The sequence below is a fragment of the Kitasatospora sp. NPDC058243 genome (assembly GCF_042882025.1).
In the GTDB taxonomy this organism is placed as follows: domain Bacteria; phylum Actinomycetota; class Actinomycetes; order Streptomycetales; family Streptomycetaceae; genus Kitasatospora.
Genome location: NZ_JBHVWW010000099.1, coordinates 3,597 through 26,000 on the forward strand (window position 1 = coordinate 3,597; position 22,404 = coordinate 26,000).

15 protein-coding genes and 1 pseudogene are annotated in these 22,404 nt (G+C 73.1%); 6 read left to right on the forward strand and 10 right to left on the reverse strand.

The genetic code is table 11. The features are described 5' to 3' along the window. Positions 1-832 precede the first annotated feature (832 nt). Positions 833-1,396: a peptide deformylase gene (locus ACFVX9_RS37305; RefSeq protein WP_380380893.1), complete on the reverse strand. Its 564-nt coding sequence runs from the start codon at positions 1,394-1,396 to the stop codon at positions 833-835. Beyond that, positions 1,393-2,364 (reverse strand): helix-turn-helix domain-containing protein, encoded by a 972-nt coding sequence (locus ACFVX9_RS37310; protein WP_380380895.1) that lies wholly within the window; start codon positions 2,362-2,364, stop codon positions 1,393-1,395. Before ACFVX9_RS37310 ends, ACFVX9_RS37305 begins: the two co-directional genes overlap by 4 nt. Positions 2,365-2,523: 159 nt before the next feature. Between ACFVX9_RS37310 and ACFVX9_RS37315 the strand changes: the two genes are divergently transcribed. Both ACFVX9_RS37315 and murC read left to right on the forward strand, forming a co-directional pair. Then, positions 2,524-2,718 (forward strand): hypothetical protein, encoded by a 195-nt coding sequence (locus tag ACFVX9_RS37315; RefSeq protein WP_380380897.1) that lies wholly within the window; start codon positions 2,524-2,526, stop codon positions 2,716-2,718. Between the two features lie 53 nt (positions 2,719-2,771). Further along, positions 2,772-4,193 (forward strand): UDP-N-acetylmuramate--L-alanine ligase, encoded by a 1,422-nt coding sequence (murC, locus tag ACFVX9_RS37320; RefSeq protein ID WP_387986446.1) that lies wholly within the window; start codon positions 2,772-2,774, stop codon positions 4,191-4,193. Here murC and murF read toward each other — a convergent pair whose 3' ends face one another. Beyond that, positions 4,194-5,582 (reverse strand): UDP-N-acetylmuramoyl-tripeptide--D-alanyl-D-alanine ligase, encoded by a 1,389-nt coding sequence (gene murF, locus ACFVX9_RS37325; protein WP_380380902.1) that lies wholly within the window; start codon positions 5,580-5,582, stop codon positions 4,194-4,196. A gap of 730 nt (positions 5,583-6,312) precedes the next feature. Beyond that, positions 6,313-6,567, reverse strand: coding sequence for a hypothetical protein (locus ACFVX9_RS37330; protein ID WP_387986449.1), 255 nt, complete (start codon positions 6,565-6,567; stop codon positions 6,313-6,315). Positions 6,568-7,099: 532 nt separating this feature from the next. Between ACFVX9_RS37330 and ACFVX9_RS37335 the strand changes: the two genes are divergently transcribed. After that, positions 7,100-7,999 (forward strand): alpha/beta fold hydrolase, encoded by a 900-nt coding sequence (locus tag ACFVX9_RS37335; protein ID WP_387986451.1) that lies wholly within the window; start codon positions 7,100-7,102, stop codon positions 7,997-7,999. Between the two features lie 36 nt (positions 8,000-8,035). On the opposite strand, the gene ACFVX9_RS37340 is transcribed toward ACFVX9_RS37335, so the two are convergent. Further along, a complete protein-coding gene (locus ACFVX9_RS37340; RefSeq protein ID WP_387986453.1) occupies positions 8,036-8,662 on the reverse strand; it encodes a TetR/AcrR family transcriptional regulator in 627 nt (208 codons plus the stop codon). A 188-nt stretch (positions 8,663-8,850) separates the two neighbouring features. On the opposite strand from ACFVX9_RS37340, the gene ACFVX9_RS37345 reads away from it, so the two are divergent. Beyond that, positions 8,851-9,816, forward strand: coding sequence for an alpha/beta hydrolase family protein (locus ACFVX9_RS37345; RefSeq protein ID WP_387986456.1), 966 nt, complete (start codon positions 8,851-8,853; stop codon positions 9,814-9,816). 86 nt (positions 9,817-9,902) lie between these two features. Here the strand turns inward: ACFVX9_RS37345 and ACFVX9_RS37350 are convergent, their stop codons facing one another. The 5 genes and pseudogenes from ACFVX9_RS37350 to ACFVX9_RS37370 form a co-directional block, all read right to left on the reverse strand. Next, positions 9,903-10,613 carry a hypothetical protein gene (locus ACFVX9_RS37350; protein ID WP_380479052.1) on the reverse strand — a complete coding sequence of 237 codons (711 nt, stop codon included), beginning with the start codon at positions 10,611-10,613 and terminating at the stop codon, positions 9,903-9,905. A 260-nt stretch (positions 10,614-10,873) separates the two neighbouring features. Continuing rightward, a complete protein-coding gene (locus ACFVX9_RS37355; RefSeq protein ID WP_380479050.1) occupies positions 10,874-11,074 on the reverse strand; it encodes an MbtH family protein in 201 nt (66 codons plus the stop codon). Positions 11,075-11,131: 57 nt separating this feature from the next. Beyond that, positions 11,132-11,953: pseudogene (ddaH, locus tag ACFVX9_RS37360) on the reverse strand (dimethylargininase); the annotation flags it as partial. Positions 11,954-12,037: 84 nt separating this feature from the next. Then, positions 12,038-12,862, reverse strand: a complete 825-nt coding sequence (locus ACFVX9_RS37365) for an ABC transporter permease (protein ID WP_387986460.1) — start codon at positions 12,860-12,862, stop codon at positions 12,038-12,040. 118 nt (positions 12,863-12,980) lie between these two features. After that, positions 12,981-13,892 (reverse strand): ABC transporter ATP-binding protein, encoded by a 912-nt coding sequence (locus tag ACFVX9_RS37370; protein WP_363375621.1) that lies wholly within the window; start codon positions 13,890-13,892, stop codon positions 12,981-12,983. A 458-nt stretch (positions 13,893-14,350) separates the two neighbouring features. Between ACFVX9_RS37370 and ACFVX9_RS37375 the strand changes: the two genes are divergently transcribed. Then, on the forward strand, positions 14,351-14,827 hold the full coding sequence (locus ACFVX9_RS37375) for a GNAT family N-acetyltransferase (protein WP_063352790.1): 477 nt from the start codon (positions 14,351-14,353) through the stop codon (positions 14,825-14,827). 347 nt (positions 14,828-15,174) lie between these two features. Continuing rightward, positions 15,175-22,389 (forward strand): amino acid adenylation domain-containing protein, encoded by a 7,215-nt coding sequence (locus tag ACFVX9_RS37380; protein WP_387986465.1) that lies wholly within the window; start codon positions 15,175-15,177, stop codon positions 22,387-22,389. Positions 22,390-22,404 lie beyond the last annotated feature (15 nt).

Genomic DNA, 22,404 nt, shown 5'->3' on the forward strand with positions numbered 1-22,404 from the left:
AGCGGTTAGGAAGGAAGCACCGCGGAAAAAGAGTGTTGTGTGTCTCCTCCCGGACAGCGGTGTCTGTTCCCCGCCGACCGCGCACGATCCCCGGAACCGTTCCGCCGCGGCCCCGGTCAGCGCAGCGACCAGCTCACGACGCTCCGCCCCTGTTGGCCGAGGCTGGGCAGGAAGGAGCCCGCATCATGGGCCGCTCGGCGCCACCCGGCTGATCCGTCACCTCTCGTGACGCAGGCCGACCGGTTAGCCGGCCAACGGGACTGGCACCTGGGCCTCGACTGACTCGTCGGACTGGGGCGGGCGTGAAAGTACCCAGTGCAACGATAATCCGCCGCACCTCAGCCAGGACATCGACAACTTCCCCCGGCTGCGCCTTGCGCAGGGCAAGCCAGGTGAGAAACGAGATGAGAAGCACCAAAAGTAAGATGGTGACCATCCAGGTGATGCTCAACCAAGCGCCGTAGGCGATGGTGTTATCGATCATCAAGACCTCCAGGGACGACGAGACCCCCGCACCAAAGGTGGTACGGGGGCGTACGAGAACGCGGTGGGCTGGCTAGAAACGAAAAGACCCCTCCGCCCTATGGGCGGGGGTCTGAAATCCGGGTTGACGTACAGGCATTGGGGATGGAACCGGGGGGCCTTCGGCAGAGCGGTTCGCTGCATCCCGGCCAGAGGGAGCAAGGGCTCAACCCCGTCCGGGATGCCTCTCTATACATTTTCACTGCTGACAGATGGCCAGAGCTCATCGCGACCAGGCATGCAGGATTTCGATGGTTCTATCAACTGATTGTGTGGAGTGGCATGCGCCAGGCGCCACCTGCCCCGGATGTCAGTAGGCCCAGGTCGAGCCGGTACCTCGGTACTCCTCGACCGGGATCGGGTGGACGTTGGGGCGCATGCGGTCGGTGTAGAGGAGGCCGTTGAGGTGGTCGATCTCGTGGGCGATGAGGCGGGCGAGGCCGAACTCGTAGGTGGAGGTGGTGATGGTGCCGTCGAGGGTGGTGGCGGTGACACCCATGCGGAGTGGGCGGGGGACCATGCCGCGGACGTCGAAGAAGCTGAGGCAGCCCTCGTACTGTTCATCGGTCTCGTCGGAGACGGCGGTGATCTTCGGGTTGAGCAGGATGATCGGGTCGGCGCCGGCGGTCGGGGGCAGGACGAGGGCGGCGGCGCGGGGGATACCGATCTGCGGGGCGGCGAGGCCCATGCCCTTGGCGAAGGAGTGGACGCGGCCGATCCGGTCGACAGCGGTGAACAGTTCGTCGATCACGGCCTGGGCGGCGGCGCGTTCGACTGGGAGGTCGAAGGGCTCGGCCGGGCGGTTGAGGATGGGGGTGCCCTGCTGGATTACACCGAGGGACTGCATCTGCTGGCTGGGCCGCACCTCGATCACCTGGTCTCCTTGGTGTGTTGCTGGTTGTTGGGGGTGACGCGGAAGCGCCATTCGAGGCGGAAGCGGGCGTGCAGCGGTGGGTTGTCGGTCGCCCAGGCGAAGTGCCGGCGCTCGCCGTCGTCGCGGCGGCTGACGGCGGTGCGGAGGGGCACGGCTTCGGCGGTCATGGAGGTTTCGGTGCCCCACACCACCGGGTCGAGGGCGGCGGGGAAGTCGAGGCGTACGGCGAGGTGTTCGGTGGGCAGGCGGACGGCGCGCTGGAACCAGTGGCCCCACTTGTCGGCGCCGACGCTGTAGGCGTACTCGATCCAGGTCGCGTCGCCCGGGTAGAGCGGGAAGCGGCCGTGCTCGTTGTCGAACAGGAGCCAGACCTCCTTGAAGGCGTCGCGGTCGTGCTTGGCCTGCCACCGCATGTCCTCGCCCCGGCACGAGGCGGTGAGCGCGAGTTCGTCCCAGGTCAGTGGGTGTTCACGGTAGTGGGCGTTGGAGCGCTCGGGTTCGCCGGGGTAGCGGTCGACGGCGATGCGGATGAGGTAGCGGGTGATGGGCTCGGCTCCGGTGTTGCGTAGTCGGCGACGCATGGTCAACCGGTAGGTGGAGCCGTCGAATTGGAGCGCGGCTTCATCGTGCTCGACCACGAGCGCGGAGCCGGATGCGTAGGGCTGCTCGGGCCGGCGGGGTGGCGGCGGCGTGGTCGGGGTGCGGCTACGGGAGCGGGCGGCGTCGTAGTCGAGCCAGCGTCGCCAGATGGCCTTCCCGGCGTTGAGGGTCTCGTCGGCGAGACGGGCGAACTCCTCGGTGGGCTTGTGGCGGCCGGACTCCATGTGGCTGACGTACGAGGGGTCGAAGCCCATCTTTCCGGCCAGTGCGCGCTTGGAGAGGCCGCGTACCTCGCGCCAGTGGGCGACTTCGGCGGCGAACGCCTCCATGGCCTGGTCGACCGCGTCGTGGTCGGCCTGCGTCTCCATCCGCTCCGCCCCCAGTGAGTGATGAATGAACCGTGAGTGACCTTAGCTCACCATCCCGTCACGGTCCTGCCTTCGGCTCTCATGACCCCATCGGGCACGAAATTCAAGCGCCCGGTCAGCGCCAGCCACCATCTCCCCGTCTGTCGTGAGGAGTTAGCCGTGCACGAGTCCCCGTCCCGTCACCGAGGCCAGCACCGCGATCCGGTCGGCGCGTTCCTCGGTGTCCTGTGGGCGGTCGGCAACGCCGTGGTGATCGCTCTGCTCGGCGTCATCGTGCACGACGACTTCGACTCGGCCCGAATCGGTGCCCACCCGGCTGCCGGCTCGGCGCCGGACGGCGGCACCTCCGCGTAGCGCCTTCCACCCATCGCCCATCACGGGCTGGACTCCGAACTGGAGCGCACAGCATGGAAACCAGGAACGTGATCGTCCCCGTCCACGACGGCCCCGTCGACCTGACCCGCCCGCACTTCGTGGGCATCGGCGGCGTCGGCATGTCGGCCGTCGCCCGCCTGCTGCTGGAAGGCGGCAGCCGGGTCTCCGGCTCCGACACCAGCGACACCGCCGCCCTGCGTGAGCTGGAGGACGCCGGTGCCGCCGTCGCCATCGGCCACACCGCCAGCAACGTGCCCGCCGACGCCACCGTTCTCGTGTGGTCCAGCGCGGTGACCCCGAGCAATCCCGAAGTCGCCGCCGCCCGCCGCACCGGCATCCCGGTGGTTCACCGCTCGGACGTGCTCGCGCACCTGATCGCCACCGCCGAGCAGTCGGTCGCCGTGGCGGGCACCCACGGCAAGACCATGACCACCGGCATCCTCAGCACCGCGCTGGCCCACCTCGACCCGTCGTACGCCATCGGCGGCACCCCCGTCGGCCGCCCCAACGCCCACCAGGGCCTCGGCGGCCTCCTGGTCGCCGAGGCGGACGAGAGCGACCGCACCGCCGGCCGCTACCACCCGCAGGTCGCCGTCGTCCTGAACGTGGACGACGACCACCCCGAGCAGTACGTCGACCTGAACGACGTCCTGGACGTCTTCGAGCGCCTGGCCCGCAACAGCTCCGTGCTCGTCGTCACCGCCGACGACCCGGGCGCCCGGCTGCTGGCCGAGCGCCTCCAGGCGGCGCCCGGCCCGCGCGTCGTCACCGTCGGCGAGGCCAAGGACGCCGACGTGCGGGTGCTGCGCGTGCTGTGGGACGGGACGGCCAGCCATGTCACCGTCCAGGACACGGACGGGTCGTGGCACGAGTTCACCCTGGCCGTCCCCGGGCGGCACAACGCGCTGAACGCCGCCGCCGCGTTCGCCGCCGGTCGGGCGCTCGGAGCCGAGCCCGCCGACCTGGTGGCCGGCATCAACGCCTTCCAGGGCATCAAGCGCAGGCTCACCACCACCGGCAACCACGCCGGGGTGACGGTGCTGGACTCCTACGCCCACCACCCGAGCGAGATCACCGCCGACCTGGCCACGGCCCGGATGCTCACCGAGGGCCGGGTGATCGCGGTGTTCGAGCCCACCGGCTGGACCCGCACCGCCGCCCTCGGCGAGGAGATGGGCCGCCGGCTCGCGGCGGCCGACGAGGTCGTCCTCCTGGACGTGCACGCTTCGGTCGAGACCCCGCTCATCGGGATCAGCACCGCGCCGATGGCCGCGCAGGTCGCTGCCTGCGGCGGCCGGGCCCACACCGCGGGCGACGGGCGCGATGCGGCGGACGTGGTCGCCGAATTGGCCGGGCCCGGCGACCTGGTGGTGACGATGGGCACCGGAACCGCCGGTCGCGTCGGCAGGGCCGTCCTGCTGCGGCTGGCCGAGGCCCCGATCGTCGCGGCGTAGTCAGCGTGCAGCGTCGGGCTTGGCAAGGCGCATCGCGGTGTCCTCCAGCCCCACGCTGTGGGAGCCCTTCACCAGCACCACGTCTCCGGGCTTGAGGCAGGTCAGCAGCAGGTCGAGGGCGGCGTCGCGGTCGGGCACCAGCGTGCCGTTGACGCCGCCCTCCACCGCCCAGGTGTGCACCAGCCGGGCCTCCCGGCCGCCGACCGCGATGAGGTCGGTGATCCCACTGCGGGCGACGAGCCGACCCAGCTCCGCGTGGTGGGCCTCGGACTCCTCGCCCAGCTCCCGCATCTCGCCCAGCACCGCCACAGTCCTGCGCCCGCCGCCGGCCATGGCGGTGAGCGCGGCCAGGGCGACGGCCATCGAATCGGGGTTCGCGTTGAACGCGTCGTTGATCACCGTCACGCCGTCCGGCCGCTCGGTGACGTCCATCCGGCCCGGCGTCAGCTGCCGGGCGCCAGTCAACGCGTCGGCTGCCTGCCGCACGCTCGCGCCCAGGCCGATCGCCACCGCGGCGGCGGCCGTCGCGTTGGACACGTGGTGGGCGCCGTGCAGCCCGAGATTCACGGGGGCGCTCTCGCCGCGGCACGTGAGCGTGAACGACGGCCGCCCGGCGCCGTCCAGCTCGACGTCGACGGCCCGCACGTCCCCGGCCTCCACCCCGAACGTCAGGACCGGCGCGACCGTGCGCGACGCCATCGACATGACGTACGGGTCGTCGGCGTTCAGCACCGCCAGGCCGTCGACGGGCAGGGCCTCGACGAGCTCGCCCTTGGCGACCGCGATCGACTCCTTCCCGCCCCCGAACTCGCCCACGTGCGCGGTCCCGACGTTCAGCACCAGGCCGACCTTCGGCGGGACGATCCCCGTCAGGTACTTGATGTGCCCGGCGCCCCGCGAGCCCATCTCCAGCACCAGCAGGCGAGTGCTCTCGTCCGCCCGGAAGACGGTCAGCGGCAGGCCGATCTCGCCGTTGTACGACAGCGGCGTGGCCACCGTGGTGTCCATGGTCTCCAGCACCTGGGCCAGCAGGTCCTTGGTGCTGGTCTTCCCGGCAGAGCCGGTCAGCCCGATCACGGTCGGCGCCTTCAGCCGGTCCAGCACCGCGCGGGCCAGCGCACCCATCGCGTCCTGGACGTCCGGCACCACGACCGCCGGCACCCCCACCGGCCGAGCCGCGAGCACTGCCGTCGCCCCGGCGCGGACGGCGGCCTCCGCGAACCGGTGCCCATCCGTGTGCTCACCCGGCAGCGCGATGAACAGCGCCCCCGGCTCCACCAGCCGCGAGTCGATGACCCCGGGCCGGTCCACCACCGCGGCCGGATCGGGGACGTCGTGCAGAGCGCCCCCGACAGCCTCGGCGATCTCTTGCAGGGTCATGGGGACCACGGCGGCTCCGATCCATCGACGCACCCGCCCGCTCGTCCCGGGGCGGCCTGCCCTCGACGCTAGCGGCTCCCCGACACCGCACCCGCCATCCCGCGCATTCCGAACCAGACTGTGACAAAAGGAAGATGAGAATGTCTGACGCCCCTCGTATCGCCCTCGTCACCGGCGGCCGCTCCGGACCGACTCCTCGCCGAACTCGACCGCGGCCACCTCGTCATGGCATCCGTCCGCAAGGAGATCCGCCGCCTCAACGGCTCGGCACCCGCACGCGGCGGACGCCTGGTGCTCGTCACAGGCCACCAGAACGGCATGGTCTCGTTCCGAAACCCTTCAGGTCACACGCCCGACAGCGTGGATTCCGCTCTCCGACTCGGCCGCTTCGACACCTTGGATGGTTAGCCTCAAGAGGTAGGCCTGCCGGGGTCGTTCACCTGTCAGGTGAACGGCCCCGGCAGGATGCTGGTCGGCTGAGGTCCGCGCGGCGCGATCGGTGACCGCCGCGTCGTGCCGCTCAAACAGGGTGATCCGGCCCGCCAGGCTTTCCGGACCTCTCCGTCATGCGGCGACGCTCCGTCACCTGCCAGCGCCGACGTCGGTGCTCGAGGAATGCCTTCCACAGCTCCAGGCGGTGGCGAGAATCCTTCGGAAACGTAAAGCGGAGGACTCCGAGGATGACGGCGGCCACCAGAACGGGCGCGGACCCCGGGTGGTCGGTGAGGAACGGCACGGATCAGCCCTTCCCGTCACACAGTTCGAGCGTGGCAGTGCCCAGCACCACCCGGTAGGCGTCGCCGTGTCTCGGCGGCCTCGCTCTCCGCGGTGTACTGCCGAGGAGCGGGATCCGCTCCTCGGCAGTCATGGTGTGGACGGGCAGCCCGCCCAACTCGTGCGCGGCGGTCAACCGCGCCTGCCGGAAGGGGATCGTGTCCCCGGACTCACGCTGGATGCGGCGTGTGAGCGTAACGATGTCCCTGTCGAGCGTCATGTCCGGCTCCCGGTGGGCGCGACTCAGTGCTCCCGCCCACTGCGCCCCATAGGAGGAACGACAGCTCTGCACCACGCGCACCCGACGGCGCTTTGCGCCCTCAACCCCGGGCGGCTGCGGGAGAAGCCCGGGTCCGACGTAACGGCGAGCGTGGTCGCCTGGCCAAAGCATAGCGCCTTGACGGCGTGCGGACGACGTCAAGAGATCGGCAAGGAGGCTCTGTGGCTGGGGATTTGTGCTGCCGGCTGAGCTCGGGCATCGGGTTGTTCCGGCGGGTCAGCGTCGGCAGGTGGGGCCGTTGACGACCTTGGTACCGGTCGGCGCGGCGGGCGTCGTGGGTTCGACGCGGCTCGGGGGTGCGCCCTGGTGTGGGTGGTGGGGGGAGCCCCCGGGGGTGTCGGGGGGTTGGTCGCATCGACCGGGGGCGGGGCGGCGGCGAAGACTGGTGGTCGTCTCGTAGAGGCGAGGGTCGGGCGTCGGTGGCGGGTGACTTGTCCTGACGCGCCTTCATCATGCAATCGGAGGACGGATCATGACGTCACGCAGTCGGCGAGCAGTGCTCCTGCTCGCCACCGCCGCTCTCGCACTGGGAAGCGCGGCCGCGTGCGGCACGTCCCGCGTGCCGGGTGCGGTCGGCTCGCCCGGTTCAGCGGCCGGTTCCGACGGCTCCGACGGCTCCGCCCGGACGGTCGTCAACAACGGGCACCGGCTGGTCTTCCATGTCACGCCCGGCCGTCTGCCCGCGGTCGTGCTGGATGCCGGCGGCGGGCAGGACTCGTCCTACTGGAAGGACCTGGCGCCGGCCCTGGCCAAGGACACCGGTGCGGAGATCATCACGTACGACCGGGCCGGTCTGGGTGCCAGCGAGGAGGTGGCCGGACCGTGGCGGGTCGACGACGCCGTGTCGGATCTGGCGGCGGTGCTGACGGCGGCAGGCGCCACGAGCCACGTGGTCCTGGCTTCGCACTCGGAGGCCGGGGAGATCGCCACCTACTTCGTGCGCAGCCACCCCGGGTGGGTGGGGGGTGCGGTTCTGATCGACGCCAGCCTGCCCGACTTCTACACCGACGGCGAGATCGACCGGGTCGTGGCCGCGAACAAGGACCAGGTCGCCGCTCTCGCCTCCCAGCCCTCCACTCCCCAGACCCGCCAACTGCTCTCCGTGGCACAGGACTACGCGGCCATGCACCGTGCGTACCACCAGGCGTCCTGGCCGCAGGACCTTCCGGCGACGGTCATCGCGTCGGCCAGGACACCGTTCGAGACCTCGCCGCAGGATGCCCAGCTCTGGCGCGACGCGCAGGCGGCGTTCGCTCACGCCGCCCCCGACCGCGACCTGGTCGTGGCCGACAACAGCTCGCACGACGTCCCGCTCGACCGCCCCGACGTGGTGATCAGGTCCGTCCACGCCATGCTGGCCAGGACGGGCTGAACCGAGGAGCTCACGGTTGCGGAAGGCTCTCGCGCGTCAGGATGACGGGGGGCGCTGGAGGCCCTGGAGGAGCAGGTCGACCAGGCGGCGGGGGTCGTAGCGGGGGTCGCCGTCGCGGCCGGCGCAGAGGTTGCCGATGCCGCGCATCAGTTCGTAGGCCTGCGTTCCGGGCCTGATCTCGCCGGCCTCGGCCGCGGCGGCGAGCAGCTGTGCGCAGACGGGCACCAGGCGGTCGAGGAAGTAGGCGTGCAGCGCGTCGAAGCCGCTGCCGTCCGACTGCAGCGCGTTGGCGAGTCCGTGCTTGGTGACCAGGAAGTCGACGAAGAGGTCGACCCATTGGCGAAGTGCCGCGAACGGGGAGTCGGCCTCGGCGAGCAGGGCCGGGCCGGCTTCGGCGCAGGCCTCGACCTGGTGGCGGTAGACGGCGACGACGAGATCCGCGCGGGTCGGGAAGTGGCGGTAGATCGTTCCCGTTCCGACGCCCGCCCTGGTCGCGATCTCGCGGATCGGCGCGTCGACGCCGGAGGAGACGAACACCTCGGCGGCGGCGGCCAGCAGCGTCTGCCGGTTGCGCTGCGCGTCGGCCCGCCTTCCCCTCGCCGGCGACTCCCCGGGCGGGGTCTCTTCTGGCCGGGTCTCCCCGGACTGGCCCGCAGTGGACACGATGCTCTCCTTCCGACAGCCGACAGCCGATGACCGTTGGCCGTTGACTAAGCGGAACGATGTTCCGTATAGTAAGTGGAACAAGGTTCCGGTTTCAGCATAGCCGAAACCGGACGCTCCCGACCGCCTCGCCCGCCGCCGGCCGCTCAGGCCCGACCGGGAAAGGCCCCCGAAGGGACATGCGCACCATGAGCGAATCGACGCACCCGGCCGACACCTTCGGCCCGCCCGCCCCCGTCCCCGTCCTCTCCGTCAGTCCGGTCGTCCTGCCGGTGCCCGGCCGGGCCGTGGACCTGGAGGTGCGGGTCTCCGCCCCACTGACCGGGACCGACCTGCCGGTCGTCCTCCTCTCCCACGGCCAGGGCCACTCGAACCACCTCTCCTCGCTGAACGGCTACGCCCCCCTCGTCAACTTCTGGGCCGCGCACGGCTTCGCCGTGATCCAGCCCACCCACCTCAGCTCGACGACGCTGGACCTCGCCCCCGACACCCCCGGGGCGCCCATGTACTGGCGGTCCCGGGCCGAGGACATGACGCACATCCTCGACCGGCTCGACGCGATCGAGGCCGCCGTCCCCCAGCTCCTCGGACGCCTGGACCACCGCAGGGTCGCCGTCGCCGGGCACTCGATGGGCGGGCACACCGCGAGCCTGCTGCTCGGCGCCCGGCTCACCGACCCCGACGACGGGACAACCGTGAACCTGGCCGAGCCCCGGATCACGGCGGGCGTCCTCCTGGCCGCACCCGGCAGGGGCGGCGACGCCCTCACCCCGCAGGTGGCCGAGAACTATCCCTTCCTCTCGACCCCGGACTTCTCCCGGATGACGACGCCCACGCTCGTGGTCGCCGGGGACAAGGACGCCTCTGCCCACCTGACGGTCCGGGGCCCGGACTGGCACACCGATCCGTACACCCTCTCCCCCGGCCCCAAGTCGCTGCTCACCCTGTTCGACGCGGAGCACGGACTCGGCGGGATCTCCGGATACGACGTCGCCGAGACCACGGACGAGAACCCCGCACGGGTCGCGCTGCTCCAACGGCTCACCTGGGCCTACCTGCGCACCGCGCTCCACCCCGGCGACCCCGCCTGGCAGACGGCATGCGAGGCGCTGGCGGCCGAAGCCGACCCGCTCGGCCGGGTCGACTCCAAGTAGCACCGACCGAGCGCGTACGTCATTCGACGCCGCCTCCCCGGTGAGTACGAGAGCGCGGGTGGTCGAACGGCCGCCGACCACCCGCGCTACTCCACCGGCGAAACGTGCAGCGCAGGAAGCGTGGGCGCCGTGGCCGGTCGTCCCGTCAACTCGCGGTAATGGCGCACCCGGAACACCCCGGACAGACCCGCCGTCACCGTCACGGCGAGCGCCAGCCACAGGGTGGAGCCCGCCATGGCGAGCACCCCTAAGGCCCGGTCGACCGCCGTGAGGCCCACGCCGAAGACCGCCACCGACGGAAAGAAGGACAGCGTGACGGGCAGAGCGATCCAGGTCGAACTGCGCGCGGTGTCCCCGCCGTGGGCCCGGAACGCCTGCCGGGAAGTCCGCATCGCCTCACGGACCCCGATGCCGTCGATCATCATCGCCGGCAGTACCAGGTAGGAAGCCATCGCCCACGGAATCCCGACCAGCAGCAGCGACCCGAAGAAGATCACCACCACACCGACCAGCGCCCACACCACGATCGCCGGCAGCCGCCGCAGCGCCCGCCCGTAGCCGGCCCCGATCCCGACCGGCCGCCCCCGCAACACGTCATCCGCCGCGGCGATCAGCACCGCATTGAAGAACGTGGCGAAGACCGCCACAACGAGGATCGCGACCACCGCCAATGCCACGTTCCCCAGGACGGCCCCCGACCACAGCCCCGCCACCCCCAAGGCGAGCGCCCCGACCAACCCGGCGAGCACCACACCGGCGATCCCGGGCAGGAGCAGCAGCGCCTTGTGCTCCCACATCACCCGCGCCGATTCCCTGACCGGCCTCTCCGCGTACAACGTCCCACCCCAAAGGTTCTTAGCCGGGCGCGGCAGGTCACTCCCTGTGGCTCTCCGGCAGCTCCCAGCCCACTTCCTGATCGGCCGTCCGTCGAACTCGTCGCGCAGCGGCCTCAGCAGGAACTCTGCCATTCCGTAGGGCAGCCGTCTGCGGGCCGGGGAGGGGTGCTGCGTTTCTGCGGCACGACCGGGCGGGGTGAGTGGGCGGGGCGGTGTGGGGGTCAGTCGTGGGTCAGGCTTCGGGGGCGGATGTCGGGCCAGGTCTGCTCGATGTGGTCGAGGCAGGCCTGGCGTCGCGCTGCGCCGAACACCGTCTTCCAGCCGTCGGGCACGGTGGCGAAGGCGGGCCACAGTGAGTGCTGGCCCTCTGCGTTGACCAGGACCAGGTAGTCGGCGTCGGGGTCGTCGAAGGGATTCGTCACCACGTCGTCCTCTCGTGCTTGGTGAAAACGGTTGACTCGGTGAGCTTGTCGGTGCGGTCAGTGGCCGCGCAGTTCCAGGGTGCAGCACTTGACGCTGCCGCCCGCCTTGAGGAGTTCGGTGAGGTCCACGCCGATCGGCTCGAAGCCGCGTCGGCGCAGTTCGCCGATCAGGTGGGTGGCCGACTCGGGGAGCAGGACGTGGCGGCCGTCGGAGAGCGCGTTGAGGCCGAAGACGGCGGCGTCCTCGGCGGTCGCCTGGATGGCGTCCGGGAACAGTTCGCGCAGTACCGCCCGGCTGCCGGGGGTGAAGGCCTCCGGGTAGTACATGATCTCGTCGTCGGAGAGGACGGCGAGCGCCGTGTCCAGGTGGTAGAACTCCGGGTCGACCAGGGTCAGGCTGGTCACCGGGACGCCGAAGAACTCCTGGGCCTCGGCGTGCGACCTCGGGTCGGTGCGGAAGCCCGTGCCGGCCAGCAGCCGGCGGCCGGCCAGCAGGTAGTCACCCTCGCCCTCGTTGATGTGCTCGGGCCACAGCAGTTCGGACCAGCCCCGCTCGCGGAACCAGGACAGGTAGGCCGGGCCCTCGGCGGTGCGCTCGGCGTGGCGGAAGCGCGCGCCCAGGACCTTCCCGTCGACCACGGTCGCGCCGTTGGCCGCGAAGACCATGTCGGGCAGTCCGGGCAGCGGGTCGATCTCCTCGACGGTGTGGCCGAGTTCGCGGTAGAGGTCGCGCAGCCTGGTCCACTGGGCGAGCGCGAGCGCGCCGTCGACCGGCTTCTCCGGGTGCATCCAGGGGTTGATGGAGTAGCTGACGCCGAAGTGGCTGGGCCGGCACATCAGGAAACGGCGCGGGCTCGCGGCGCGGGCTGTCATCGGGGTGGTTCTCCTTGGTCTGCGTGCTGCACGGTCTACGTGTTGCGGGTCTGCGGGTCTGCGTGTTGCTCCGGGAGGTCCGGGGCCGGTTCAGTCGATGAGTCGGCGGCGCATCCCGCGGACGGCCAGGAACCAGGCGAGGACGGCGAATGCGGCCAGGACGGCCCCGTGCAGGGCGTCGCTCGCCCCGAGCGTCCCGAAGGCGGCGTGACGCACCAGCTGCGTGCAGTGGAAGATCGGGTTGACGGCCGCCACTCCCTGGACCCAGTCGGGCAGCCCGTCCAGCGGGAAGAACACGCCCGCGGCCATCACCAGCGGTGTGAGCACGCCGGACACCACGAGCCGCAGCCAGTCGATCGCCGGCACCAGGCAGGACACCCACATGCCGAGCAGGGCGAAGGCGAAGCCGGAGACCAGCGCCACCAGCGGCACCAGCAGCAGCTCCGGCTCCGGCGGCAGGCCGATGGCGAGGCAGACCAGCAGCGGCGCGGTGCCGTAGACGGAGGACTTGACGGCGATCCAGGACGCCTCGGCGGTGACAAGTTCCCAGACGTCGACGGGCTGGCACAGGACGGCGTCGTAGATCTTCTGGTACTTGCGGCGGTTGAAGCTCTCGAACATCCCGGCGAAGGCCGAGGCGAAGAGCACCGAGGTGACCACCATGCCGACGCCGACGAACTGCGGGTACGGGTGTCCCTGGACCGAGTCGATCAGCCGGCTGAAGCCGATGCCGAACCCGGTCATGTAGACCAGCGGCTCGATCAGCGAGCCGAAGGTGATGGCGGGCCAGTAGCGGCGGAAGAGCAGCAGTTCGCGCAGCCACACCGCCCGCATGGTCGGCCACAGGGCGGGCGGGAGGCCTGGGGCGGGGCCGGTCTGGGCCTCGGTGCGGGGCATGGGCGTCGCCGTCGTCATCGGGTGTCCTCTCTGTGGGGGCGGGCGGGCGGGCAGGCGGGCGGGCGGGCAGGCGGGCGGGCGGGCAGGCGGGCGGTAGACGAGGGAGCGAGAGAGCGAGGGAGCGGCCGGCCCGGGCTCAGCCGAACAGCTCTCCGGTCAGTGCGACGAACACGTCCTCCAGGGAGGTCGGGCGCAGCACGTCCGGCGGGCCGAGACGCTCGCGCAGCTGCGCGGAGATGGTCTCGGCGCGCAGGACGGAGACCGCCGGCCCGGTCCGCCGGCTGGGCAGTCCGGCCCGGGCGGCCTCGGCCTCGACGAGTTCGCGCCGGGCCGCGTCGCCCCGGTACTCGGCGGCCTGTGCGCCCGCGTGCGCGCGCAGCAGTTCGGCGGGGGTGCCCCGGGCGATCACCCGGCCGCCGGTCACCACGGCCACCTCGTCGGCGAGCCGTTCCGCCTCTTCGATGTAGTGGGTCGACATGACGACGGTGGTGCCGCTCTCGCGCATCCCGTCGATGACGTCCCACAGGTCCTGCCGGATCTGCGGGTCCAGGCCGACGGTGGGCTCGTCCATGAGCAGCAGCCGCGGGTTGTTGACGATGCCCCGGGCCAGCAGGACCCGTCGGCGCATGCCGCCGGAGAGCGCGTCGGCGCGGGTGTTCGCGCGGTCGGTCAGCCGGACGGCGGCCAGCGCCTGGTCGACCGCCTCACGGTAGCGCTCGCGCGGCAGGGCCGTGAACCGGACGAACACGTCGAGATTCTGGCGCACCGTCAGTTCGGGGTCGATGTTGTCGTGCTGCGGGACGACGCCGACCAGGGAGCGGGCGCGGCGGGAGTCCTCCGGCATCCGGTGCCCGAACACCTCCACGGTGCCCGCGTCCGCGCGGGTCTGCCCGGTGAGCATCCGCATGGTGGTGGACTTGCCCGCGCCGTTGGGCCCGAGCAGGCCCAGGAACATGCCGGGCGGCACTTCCAGGTCCAGGCCGCCCACCGCGGTGGTGGCACCGAACGTCTTGACCGCGCCGCTGATTCGGACGGCAGGAGTGTCCACGCGGGCGCTCCTTTCGGGGAGTCGGGGAAGGCAGGAGAAGCGCAGGGGATGTGCAGGGGATGTGCAGGGCAAGGCGAGGAGAAGGCGGAGGAAGTCGGGCGAGGCCAGGGGAAGTTCGGCGTCGGGGAAGGTACAAGGGAAGTCGGGGAATGTCACCGCCCGGTGCGCCGAAATCCTCGCTCCCCGGGGGCCGGGCCCGCGCGATCATCTAACCGCAGAATCGACTTGTCAGGAACCTGCTTTCGGGGGTTCCCCTGTCCATGACCAGGTGTTAGGTTGCTCGAAGATCAATGCCGCCGGGACGCACTATGTCGGCCCATCCGGGGGGAAATTCGGCTCCATCGCCCATAGTTCGCGACCGTAGCGTCGGTGTGCGACGGGTGCCGATCACGTATTCCTCCTTCGGTCGTCACCCGCGGCACCACCACCCCTTCACGCACCTGACCGAGGAGATGTGGATGCAGTCCGACGGACCGCTCACCGCGAACGTCCGCCTGCGGGCCGCGGTAGCCGAGGACGCCGGTGTCGTCACCGAGGTCTTCCTGGCCTCCCGCACCGCGACCATGCCGTACCTGCCCCGTCTGCACAGTGACGAGGCCACCCTGAGCTGGATCACCCACGTCGTGCTCCCGGACACCCGGGTGTGGCTGGCCGAGGACGCCGGGACCGGGGCCGTGCTGGGCTTCGCCTCGCTCGACGGCAGCCTGCTCGACCACCTCTACCTGCGCCCCGAGGCGCGTCGTCGCGGCATCGGGACGGTGCTGCTGGAGGCCGTCAGGTCGGCCAGCCCGCAGGAGCTCTCGCTGCACGTCTTCCAGAAGAACACCGAGGCGCGCGCCTTCTACGAGCGGCACGGCTTCGTCGTGGTGGACACCAACGACGGCAGCCGCAACGAGGAGAACGAGCCGGACATGACCTACCGCTGGACCGCGTGACTCCCGCCCGCACAGCGCGGTAGCCGGCAGTCCCCCCGCCGAGGGACGTCGGCGGGCCCCCCACGGCCCCGGAGCCCACAAGGACCCCCGGAGGCCACCACGGCCGGGGCCCGCGACGGCCCCGGGGCCCACGACGGCCCGCGAATCACCGCGGCCCGCACATCACCACAGCGGGGCTCACAACGGCCTGAACTCACCACGGCCGCGGCCCCGACGGCCCCGGGGCCCACGACGCCCCGCGACTCACCACGGCCGGGGCCCACAACGGCCAAGAGCCACCGGAAACCACCGTCCGGCCCGCCCGACCCACCCGGCCGGCGGGGCGGTTCCACCTGGAGGGATGCCCCGTGCTGGGCGAACACAGCCTGCCCGCGGAGACACCGCTGTCGTACGCACAGTTGGCGCTCTGGTTCAACGACCGCCTCCAAGGCGGCGACGCCTCGTACAACGTCCCGGTGGCGCTGCGGCTGACCGGCCCGGTCGACCACGAGGCGCTGCGGTCCGCCCTGGCCGACGTGGTGGAGCGGCACGCAGCCCTGCGCACCGTCTTCCCCGAGCGCGACGGCGTGCCGCGCCAGCAGGTGCTGGCGATGGCCGAGCTGGCACCGGTCCTCACCGTGGTGCCCGTCACCGAGGAGGAGCTGCCCGCCCTGATCGAGGCCGGGGCCGGGCACGTCTTCGACCTGGAGGCCGAGGCCCCGCTGCGGGTGCACCTGTTCGTGCTCGGCCCGCAGCAGCACGTGGTGCTGATGGTGCTGCACCACATCGCCGGCGACGGCTGGTCGCTGGCCCCGCTGGCCCGCGACCTGAGCACCGCCTACCTGGCCCGCAGCCAGGGCCGGGCGCCCGTCTGGTCCCCGCTGCCCGGCACGTACGCCGAGTACGCCGTGCGCCAGCACGCGAACCTCGGCGACCTGGACGACCCGCAGGGCCAGGGCGGGCGCCAACTCGCCTACTGGCGCCAGGCGTTGGCGGGCCTGCCGGACTTCCTGGAGCTGCCCACCGACCACCCCCGGCCGGCCGTGATGTCGCACCGGGGCGAGTACTTCCCGTGGGACCTCCCGGCCGAGCTGCACCGCGAGCTGCTGGCGCTGTCCCGCTCCTGCCGGGTCAGCATGTTCATGGTGCTCCAGGCGGCGCTGGCGACGGTGCTGACCCGGTCGGGGGCCGGTACGGACATCCCGATCGCCAGCCCGATCGCGGGCCGCACCGACGAGCGCTACGACGACGTGGTCGGCTACTTCGTCAACCCGCTGGTCCTGCGCCTGGACACCTCCGGTGACCCGACCTTCCGCGAGCTGCTCAAGCGGGTGCGCCGCACCGACCTCCAGGGCTTCGCCCACCAGGAGTTCCCGTTCGAGCGGCTGATCACCGCGCTCAATCCGCACCGCTCGCTGGGCTGGCACCCGCTGTTCCAGGTGATGCTGGCCTTCCAGAACACCCCCGAGGCCTCCCTCGCGCTGCCCGGCATCGAGACCGAGATCGCCGAGGCGGGCCCGGGCGGTGCCAAGTTCGACCTGTCCTTCAACATGCGCGAGGTGCACGACGCCGACGGCGCCCCGGCCGGGCTCGGCTGCTTCGTCGAGTACAGCACCGACCTGTTCACCCGCGAGGGTGCCGAGGCCCTGACCGCCCGGCTCGGCCGGCTGCTCGCCGCGGCCGCGGCCGACCCGGACCAGCGGATCGGCGGGTACGACCTGATCGGCGCCGAGGAGCGGCTCGACCTGTTCGAGCGCGCCCACGGGCCCGCTCTGCCCGTCCTGCCCACCCTGCCGGCCCCCGCCGTGACGTACCACGGCGCCTTCGAGGAGCGCGCCGCCCTGGAGGGCGAGGTCACGGCCCTCGTCGCCGAGGACGGCCGGTTCACCTTCGCCGAGGTCAACGAGCGGGCCAACCGGCTCGCCCGGGAGCTCGTGCGGCGCGGGGCCGGCCCCGAGCGCTACGTCGTCCTGGCGCTGCCGCGCACCACCGACCTGCTGATCGCGCTGCTTGCCGTCCTCAAGTCGGGCGCCGCCTACATACCGGTCAGCCCCGCCATGCCGCGCGAGCGGCTGGCCGGCATCCTCGCCGACGCCGCCCCGGTCTGCGTGCTCGCCACGGCCGCCGACGCCGGCCGGCTGCCGGACGGCGCGCCCGTCCTGGTGCTGGACGAGCCCGGGGCGCGGGCCGCCGTCGCCGCCCACCCCGGCGGGAACCTGACGGACGCCGACCGCACCGGCCCCACCGGCCCGGACGACCCGGCCTACGTCATCCACACCTCCGGCTCGACCGGGGTGCCCAAGGGCGTGGTGATCCCGCACGGCGGCCTCAGCAGCCTGATGCACCACCACCGCACCCGCATGGTCCGCCCGTCCGGCGGCCCGCAGGGCCGGCGCCTCCAGCTCGGCCTGGTCGCCTCGATCACCTTCGACACCGCCTGGGAGCCGCTGTTCTGGCTGCTGGAGGGCCACCCGCTGCACCTGCTGAGCGACGAGGTCCGGCTCGACCCGCAGGCCCTGGTCGGCTACGTCCGCCGGGAGCGCCTCGACTTCCTGGACCTCACCCCGACGTACGTCCCGGCGCTCACCGCCGCCGGCCTGTTCGCCGAGGGCCACCACCGCCCGGCCGTGCTGATGCTGGGCGGCGAGGCCGTCGGGCCGGCGCTGTGGAGCGAGCTCTCCGCCCTGCCGGACGTGGCGGTGTTCAACTACTACGGCCCGACCGAGTGCACCGTCGACGCGCTCGCCTGCTCCCTGGCGGACAGCCGCACCCCCGTCATCGGCCGCCCGCTCGACAACACCCGGGCGTACCTGCTGGACGACCTGCTGCGCCCCGTCCCGCTCGGCGTGCCCGGCGAGCTCTACCTGTCCGGTCCGCACCTGGCCCGCGGCTACCTGCGCCGCCCCGCGCTCACCGCCGAGCGCTTCGTCGCCGACCCGTACGGCCCGCCCGGCGCCCGGATGTACCGCACCGGCGACCTCGCCCGGATGCGCCGCGACGGCCAGGTGGAGTACCTCGGCCGGGCCGACGGGCAGATCAAGATCCGCGGTTTCCGGATCGAGCCCGGCGAGATCGAGGCGGTGCTGCTGCGCCACCCCGCGATCGTGCAGGCCGCCGTCCTGGCCCGGGGCGCCGGCGCCGAGGAGCGCCACCTCGCCGCCTACCTGGTGACCGAGGACGGGAACGCCCCCGACCTCGCCGAGGTGCGCGAGCTGCTGGCCGGGCAGCTGCCCGACTACATGATCCCGGCGGCCTACGCCGTGCTGGCCCGGCTCCCGCTCAACTCCAGTGGGAAGCTGGACGGTTCCGCTCTGCCGGAGCCCGAGCTGCGGGCCGCCACCGGCCGCTCCCGGGCCCCCCGGGACGCCCGCGAGGCCGCGCTGTGCGCGCTGCTCGCCGAGGTCCTCGGCGTGGCCGAGGTCGGCCCCGACGACGACTTCTTCGCGCTCGGCGGCCACTCCCTGCTCGCCACCCGGCTGGTCAGCCGGGTGCGCACCGCCCTGGGGGCCGAACTGCCCATCCGGGCGGTCTTCGAGAGCCCGACGGCCGCCGGGCTCGCCCGCGCGGTGGACGCCGGGCGATGTCGCCCGGCGCTGGCCGCCGCCGCCCGCCCCGAGCGGATCCCGCTCTCGCACGCCCAGCGCCGGCTCTGGTTCCTCCAGCAGCTGGACCCGCACAGCGACGCGTACCACATCCCGCTGGCCCTGCGCCTGACCGGCGCCCTGGACCGGGACGCCCTCGCCGCCGCGCTGCACGACTGCGCCGTGCGCCACGAGGCCCTGCGCACCGTCTTCCCGCTCTCCCGCGGCGAGGACGCGGCCCCCCGCCAGCGGATCCTCGCCCCGGAGCAACTCCCGCCGCTGCTGGGGCAGTCCGGCACCGCCACGGTGACCGAGGAGGGCCTGGCCGAGGCCCTGCGCACCGCCGCCGCCCAGCCCTTCGACCTCGCGTCGGAGCCGCCGCTGCGCGCCCACCTCTTCGCCCTCGCCCCCGAGCGGCACGTCCTGCTGCTGACGGTCCACCACATCGCCTGCGACGGCTGGTCGATGGGCCCGCTCGCCCGCGACCTGGGCGCCGCCTACCAGGCCCGCACGGCCGGCCGGGCCCCCGAGTGGAGCGCCCTGCCCGTCCAGTACGCCGACTACACCCAGTGGCAGCTCGCGCTGCTCGGGGACGACGAGGACCCGGGCAGCACCGCCGCCCGGCAGTGGCAGTACTGGAGCGGGGCGCTGGCCGGCCTGCCCGAGGAGATCGCGCTGCCGGTGGACCGGCGGCGCACCGCCGAGACCGGCCAGCAGGCCGGCCGGGTGCCGCTGCGGCTGAGCGGCGCGGACCACCGCGCCCTGGCGGAGCTCGCCCGGGCCGACGGCGCCAGCCTCTTCATGGCCGTCCAGGCCGGTCTGGCGGCGCTGCTCACCCGCCTCGGCGCCGGCACCGACCTGCCGATCGGCACCCCGATCGCCGGGCGCACCGACGAGGCCCTGGACGACCTGGTCGGCTTCTTCGTCAACACGCTGGTGCTGCGCACCGACACCGACGGGGACCCGGGCTTCCGGGAGCTGCTGCGCCGCGTCAAGGACGCCGACCTCGCCGCCTACGCCCACCAGGACCTGCCGTTCGAGCGGATCGTCGAGCTGGTCAACCCGGAGCGTTCCCCCGGCCGCCACCCGCTCTTCCAGGTCGCCCTGGTGATGGAGCAGGCGGGCGCCGCCGTGGAGATCCCCGGCCTCGACAGCGAGCTGGTCACCGCCGGCCCGGCGCCGGCCAAGTTCGACCTCACCGTCACCCTGGGCACGCCCGCCGGCCCGGACGACGAGCTGACCGGCGCCGTCGAGTACCGCGCCGACCTGTTCGACCGGGCCACGGTCGAGGCGATCGCCGGTTATCTGACGCGGCTGCTCGGCGCGGCCGCGGCCGATCCCGAGCGGCCGATCTCCCGGCTCGAACTGTCCGCCGAGGGCGAGCGGCCGCGGCTGCTGGAGCGCTCCGCCGGCGAGCGGCGGGAGCTGGCCCCGACCACGCTGGCCGCCCTCGTGTCGGCAGGGCTCGCCGCGCCGTCCGACACCCCCGCCCTGGTGTTCGAGGGCCGGGCGCTCGGCCCGGCCGAGCTGGACCGCCGGATCGACGCGCTGGCCCGCCGGCTCGCCGCGGTCGGTGTCCGCCCGGGCAGCCGGGTCGCGGTGGCCGTGCCCCGCTCGGTGGAGCTCGTGGTGGCGCTGTGCGCCGTCCACCGCGCCGGCGGCGCCTACCTGCCGCTGGACCCGGACTACCCGGCCGACCGGCTCGCGTACATGCTGGCGGACGCCCGCCCGGCCGCGGTGATCGCCGCCCCGGAGCAGGCCGCCGCGCTGCGCCCCGCCGAGGGCGTGCCCTGCCTGTCGCCGCAGGACCTGCCGGCGCCCGAGGGCGTCGCGCTGACCGCCCCCGGCCCCGGGGACCCGGCCTACGTGATCTACACCTCGGGCTCGACCGGGCGGCCGAAGGGCGTGCTCGTCCCGCACCACGCCATCGCCAACCGGCTGCGCTGGGGCCAGGAGGAGTACCGGCTCGGCGCCCGGGACGGCGTGCTGCAGAAGACCTCGGCCAGCTTCGACATCTCGCTGTGGGAGTTCTTCTGGCCGCTGATCACCGGCGCCACCCTGGTGCTGGCGAAGCCCGACGGGCACCGCGACCCGGCCTACCTGGCGGAGCTGATCCAGCGCGAGGGCGTGAGCGTCGCCCAGTTCGTGCCGTCCATGCTGGACGTCTTCCTCCAGCACCCGCGAGCCGCCGAGTGCACCGGGCTGCGCCTGGTGGTGGCCAGCGGCGAGGCGCTGCCCGCGGCCACCGTGCGCCGGTTCCGGCAGGTGCTCCCGGGCGTCCGGCTGGACAACCTCTACGGGCCCACCGAGGCCGCCGTGGAGGTGACGGCCTGGGAGTGCGGCCCGGCGGACGAGCAGGCGCACCCGGTGCCGATCGGGCGGCCGGTCTGGAACTCCGGCGGCTACGTGCTGGACACCGCCCTCAACCCCGTCCCGCCGGGCGTGCCGGGTGAGCTCTACCTGACCGGCGAGCAGCTCGCGTACGGCTACCTCGGCCGCTCGGCGCTCACCGCCGAGCGCTTCGTCGCGGACCCGCACGGCGCGCCGGGCACCCGGATGTACCGCACGGGCGACCTGGCCCGCCACCGCCCCGACGGCGTGGTGGAGTACCTGGGCCGGGTGGACAGCCAGGTGAAGCTGCGCGGCCACCGGATCGAGCTCGGCGAGATCGAGACCCGGCTCGGCGAGCACCCGGCGGTCACGGCCTGCGCCGTCACCGTGCGCGAGGACCGGACCGGCACCGCCCGGCTGGTCGCCTACGTGGTGCCGGACGGCGCCGCGCAGCCGCCCACGGCCGCCGCGCTGCGCGCCCACCTGCGCGGCCACCTGCCCGACCACATGGTGCCCACCGCCTACGTGCTGCTCGGCGCGCTCCCCGTGACGGCCAACGGCAAGCTGGACCGCCGGGCGCTGCCCGAGCCGCAGACCCACGTCGAGAGCCGGGCCCGGGAGCCGCGCACGCCGGCCGAACGCACGCTGGTCGCGGTCTTCGCCGAACTGCTGGGCGTGCCCGCGGTCGGCCCGGAGGACGACTTCTTCCTGCTCGGCGGCCACTCGCTGCTGCTGATCCGGCTGGTCGAGCGCATCCACGCGGAGTTCGGCGTCGACCTGCCCGTGAAGGCGCTGTTCGAGGCGCCGACCCCGGCCGCGCTGGCGCAGCGGCTGACCGGGCGGCGGCCCGGGCGCGCCGACGCCCCCTTCGAACCGCTGCTGGCGCTGCGGGCCACGGGCGACCGGGCGCCGCTGTTCTGCGTCCACCCGGTGACGGGCGACGGCCTCGGCTTCATCGGCCTGCTGCGCGGGCTCGACCCGGACCAGCCGGTCCACGCCTTCCAGGGCATCGGCCCGGTCGGCGGCGGGGAGCGGCCGGCCGACGTGGACGGCCTGGCGCGGGAGTACCTGGCGCGGATGCGCGCCGTCCAGCCGCACGGCCCCTACCGGGTGCTCGGCTGGTCCTTCGGCGGGCTGGTCGCGCACCAGATCGGCGTGCTGCTGCGCGAGGAGGGCGAGCAGGTCGACCTGGTCGCGCTGCTGGACAGCCACCCGGCGCCGCCGGACGCCGGGGAGGTCACCGACACCGCCGTGCTGGCCGAGCTGCTGACGGCGACGGGCGCGCCCGCCGCCGAGGTGGCGGCCGTCCTGGCGCAGCAGTGGCGGCCCAAGCCCTCGGAGCTGCTCGACCGGCTGGCCGTGGCGCTGCGCGAGGCCGCGCCGCGCGACGAGGACGAGCTGGCGGTGTTCCTCGACTCCTGCCGCTACCACGCCGCGCTGATGGCGGCGTGGACGCCGGGGGTGCTGGACGCGCCGCTGACCACCTTCACCGCGACCGGCGACCACCGGCCGCAGGACACGGTGGCCGTCTGGTCGGCCCACGCCACCGGGCCGGTGGCCAACCACCCGCTCGCCGCCCGGCACCTGGACCTCGCCGACGCCGGGCCGATCGACGAGATCGCCCGGGTCGTCGCCGCCGTCCTGCGACGGGCCGACGAGGGCCGGCGATGACGGTCCGTCCGGAGC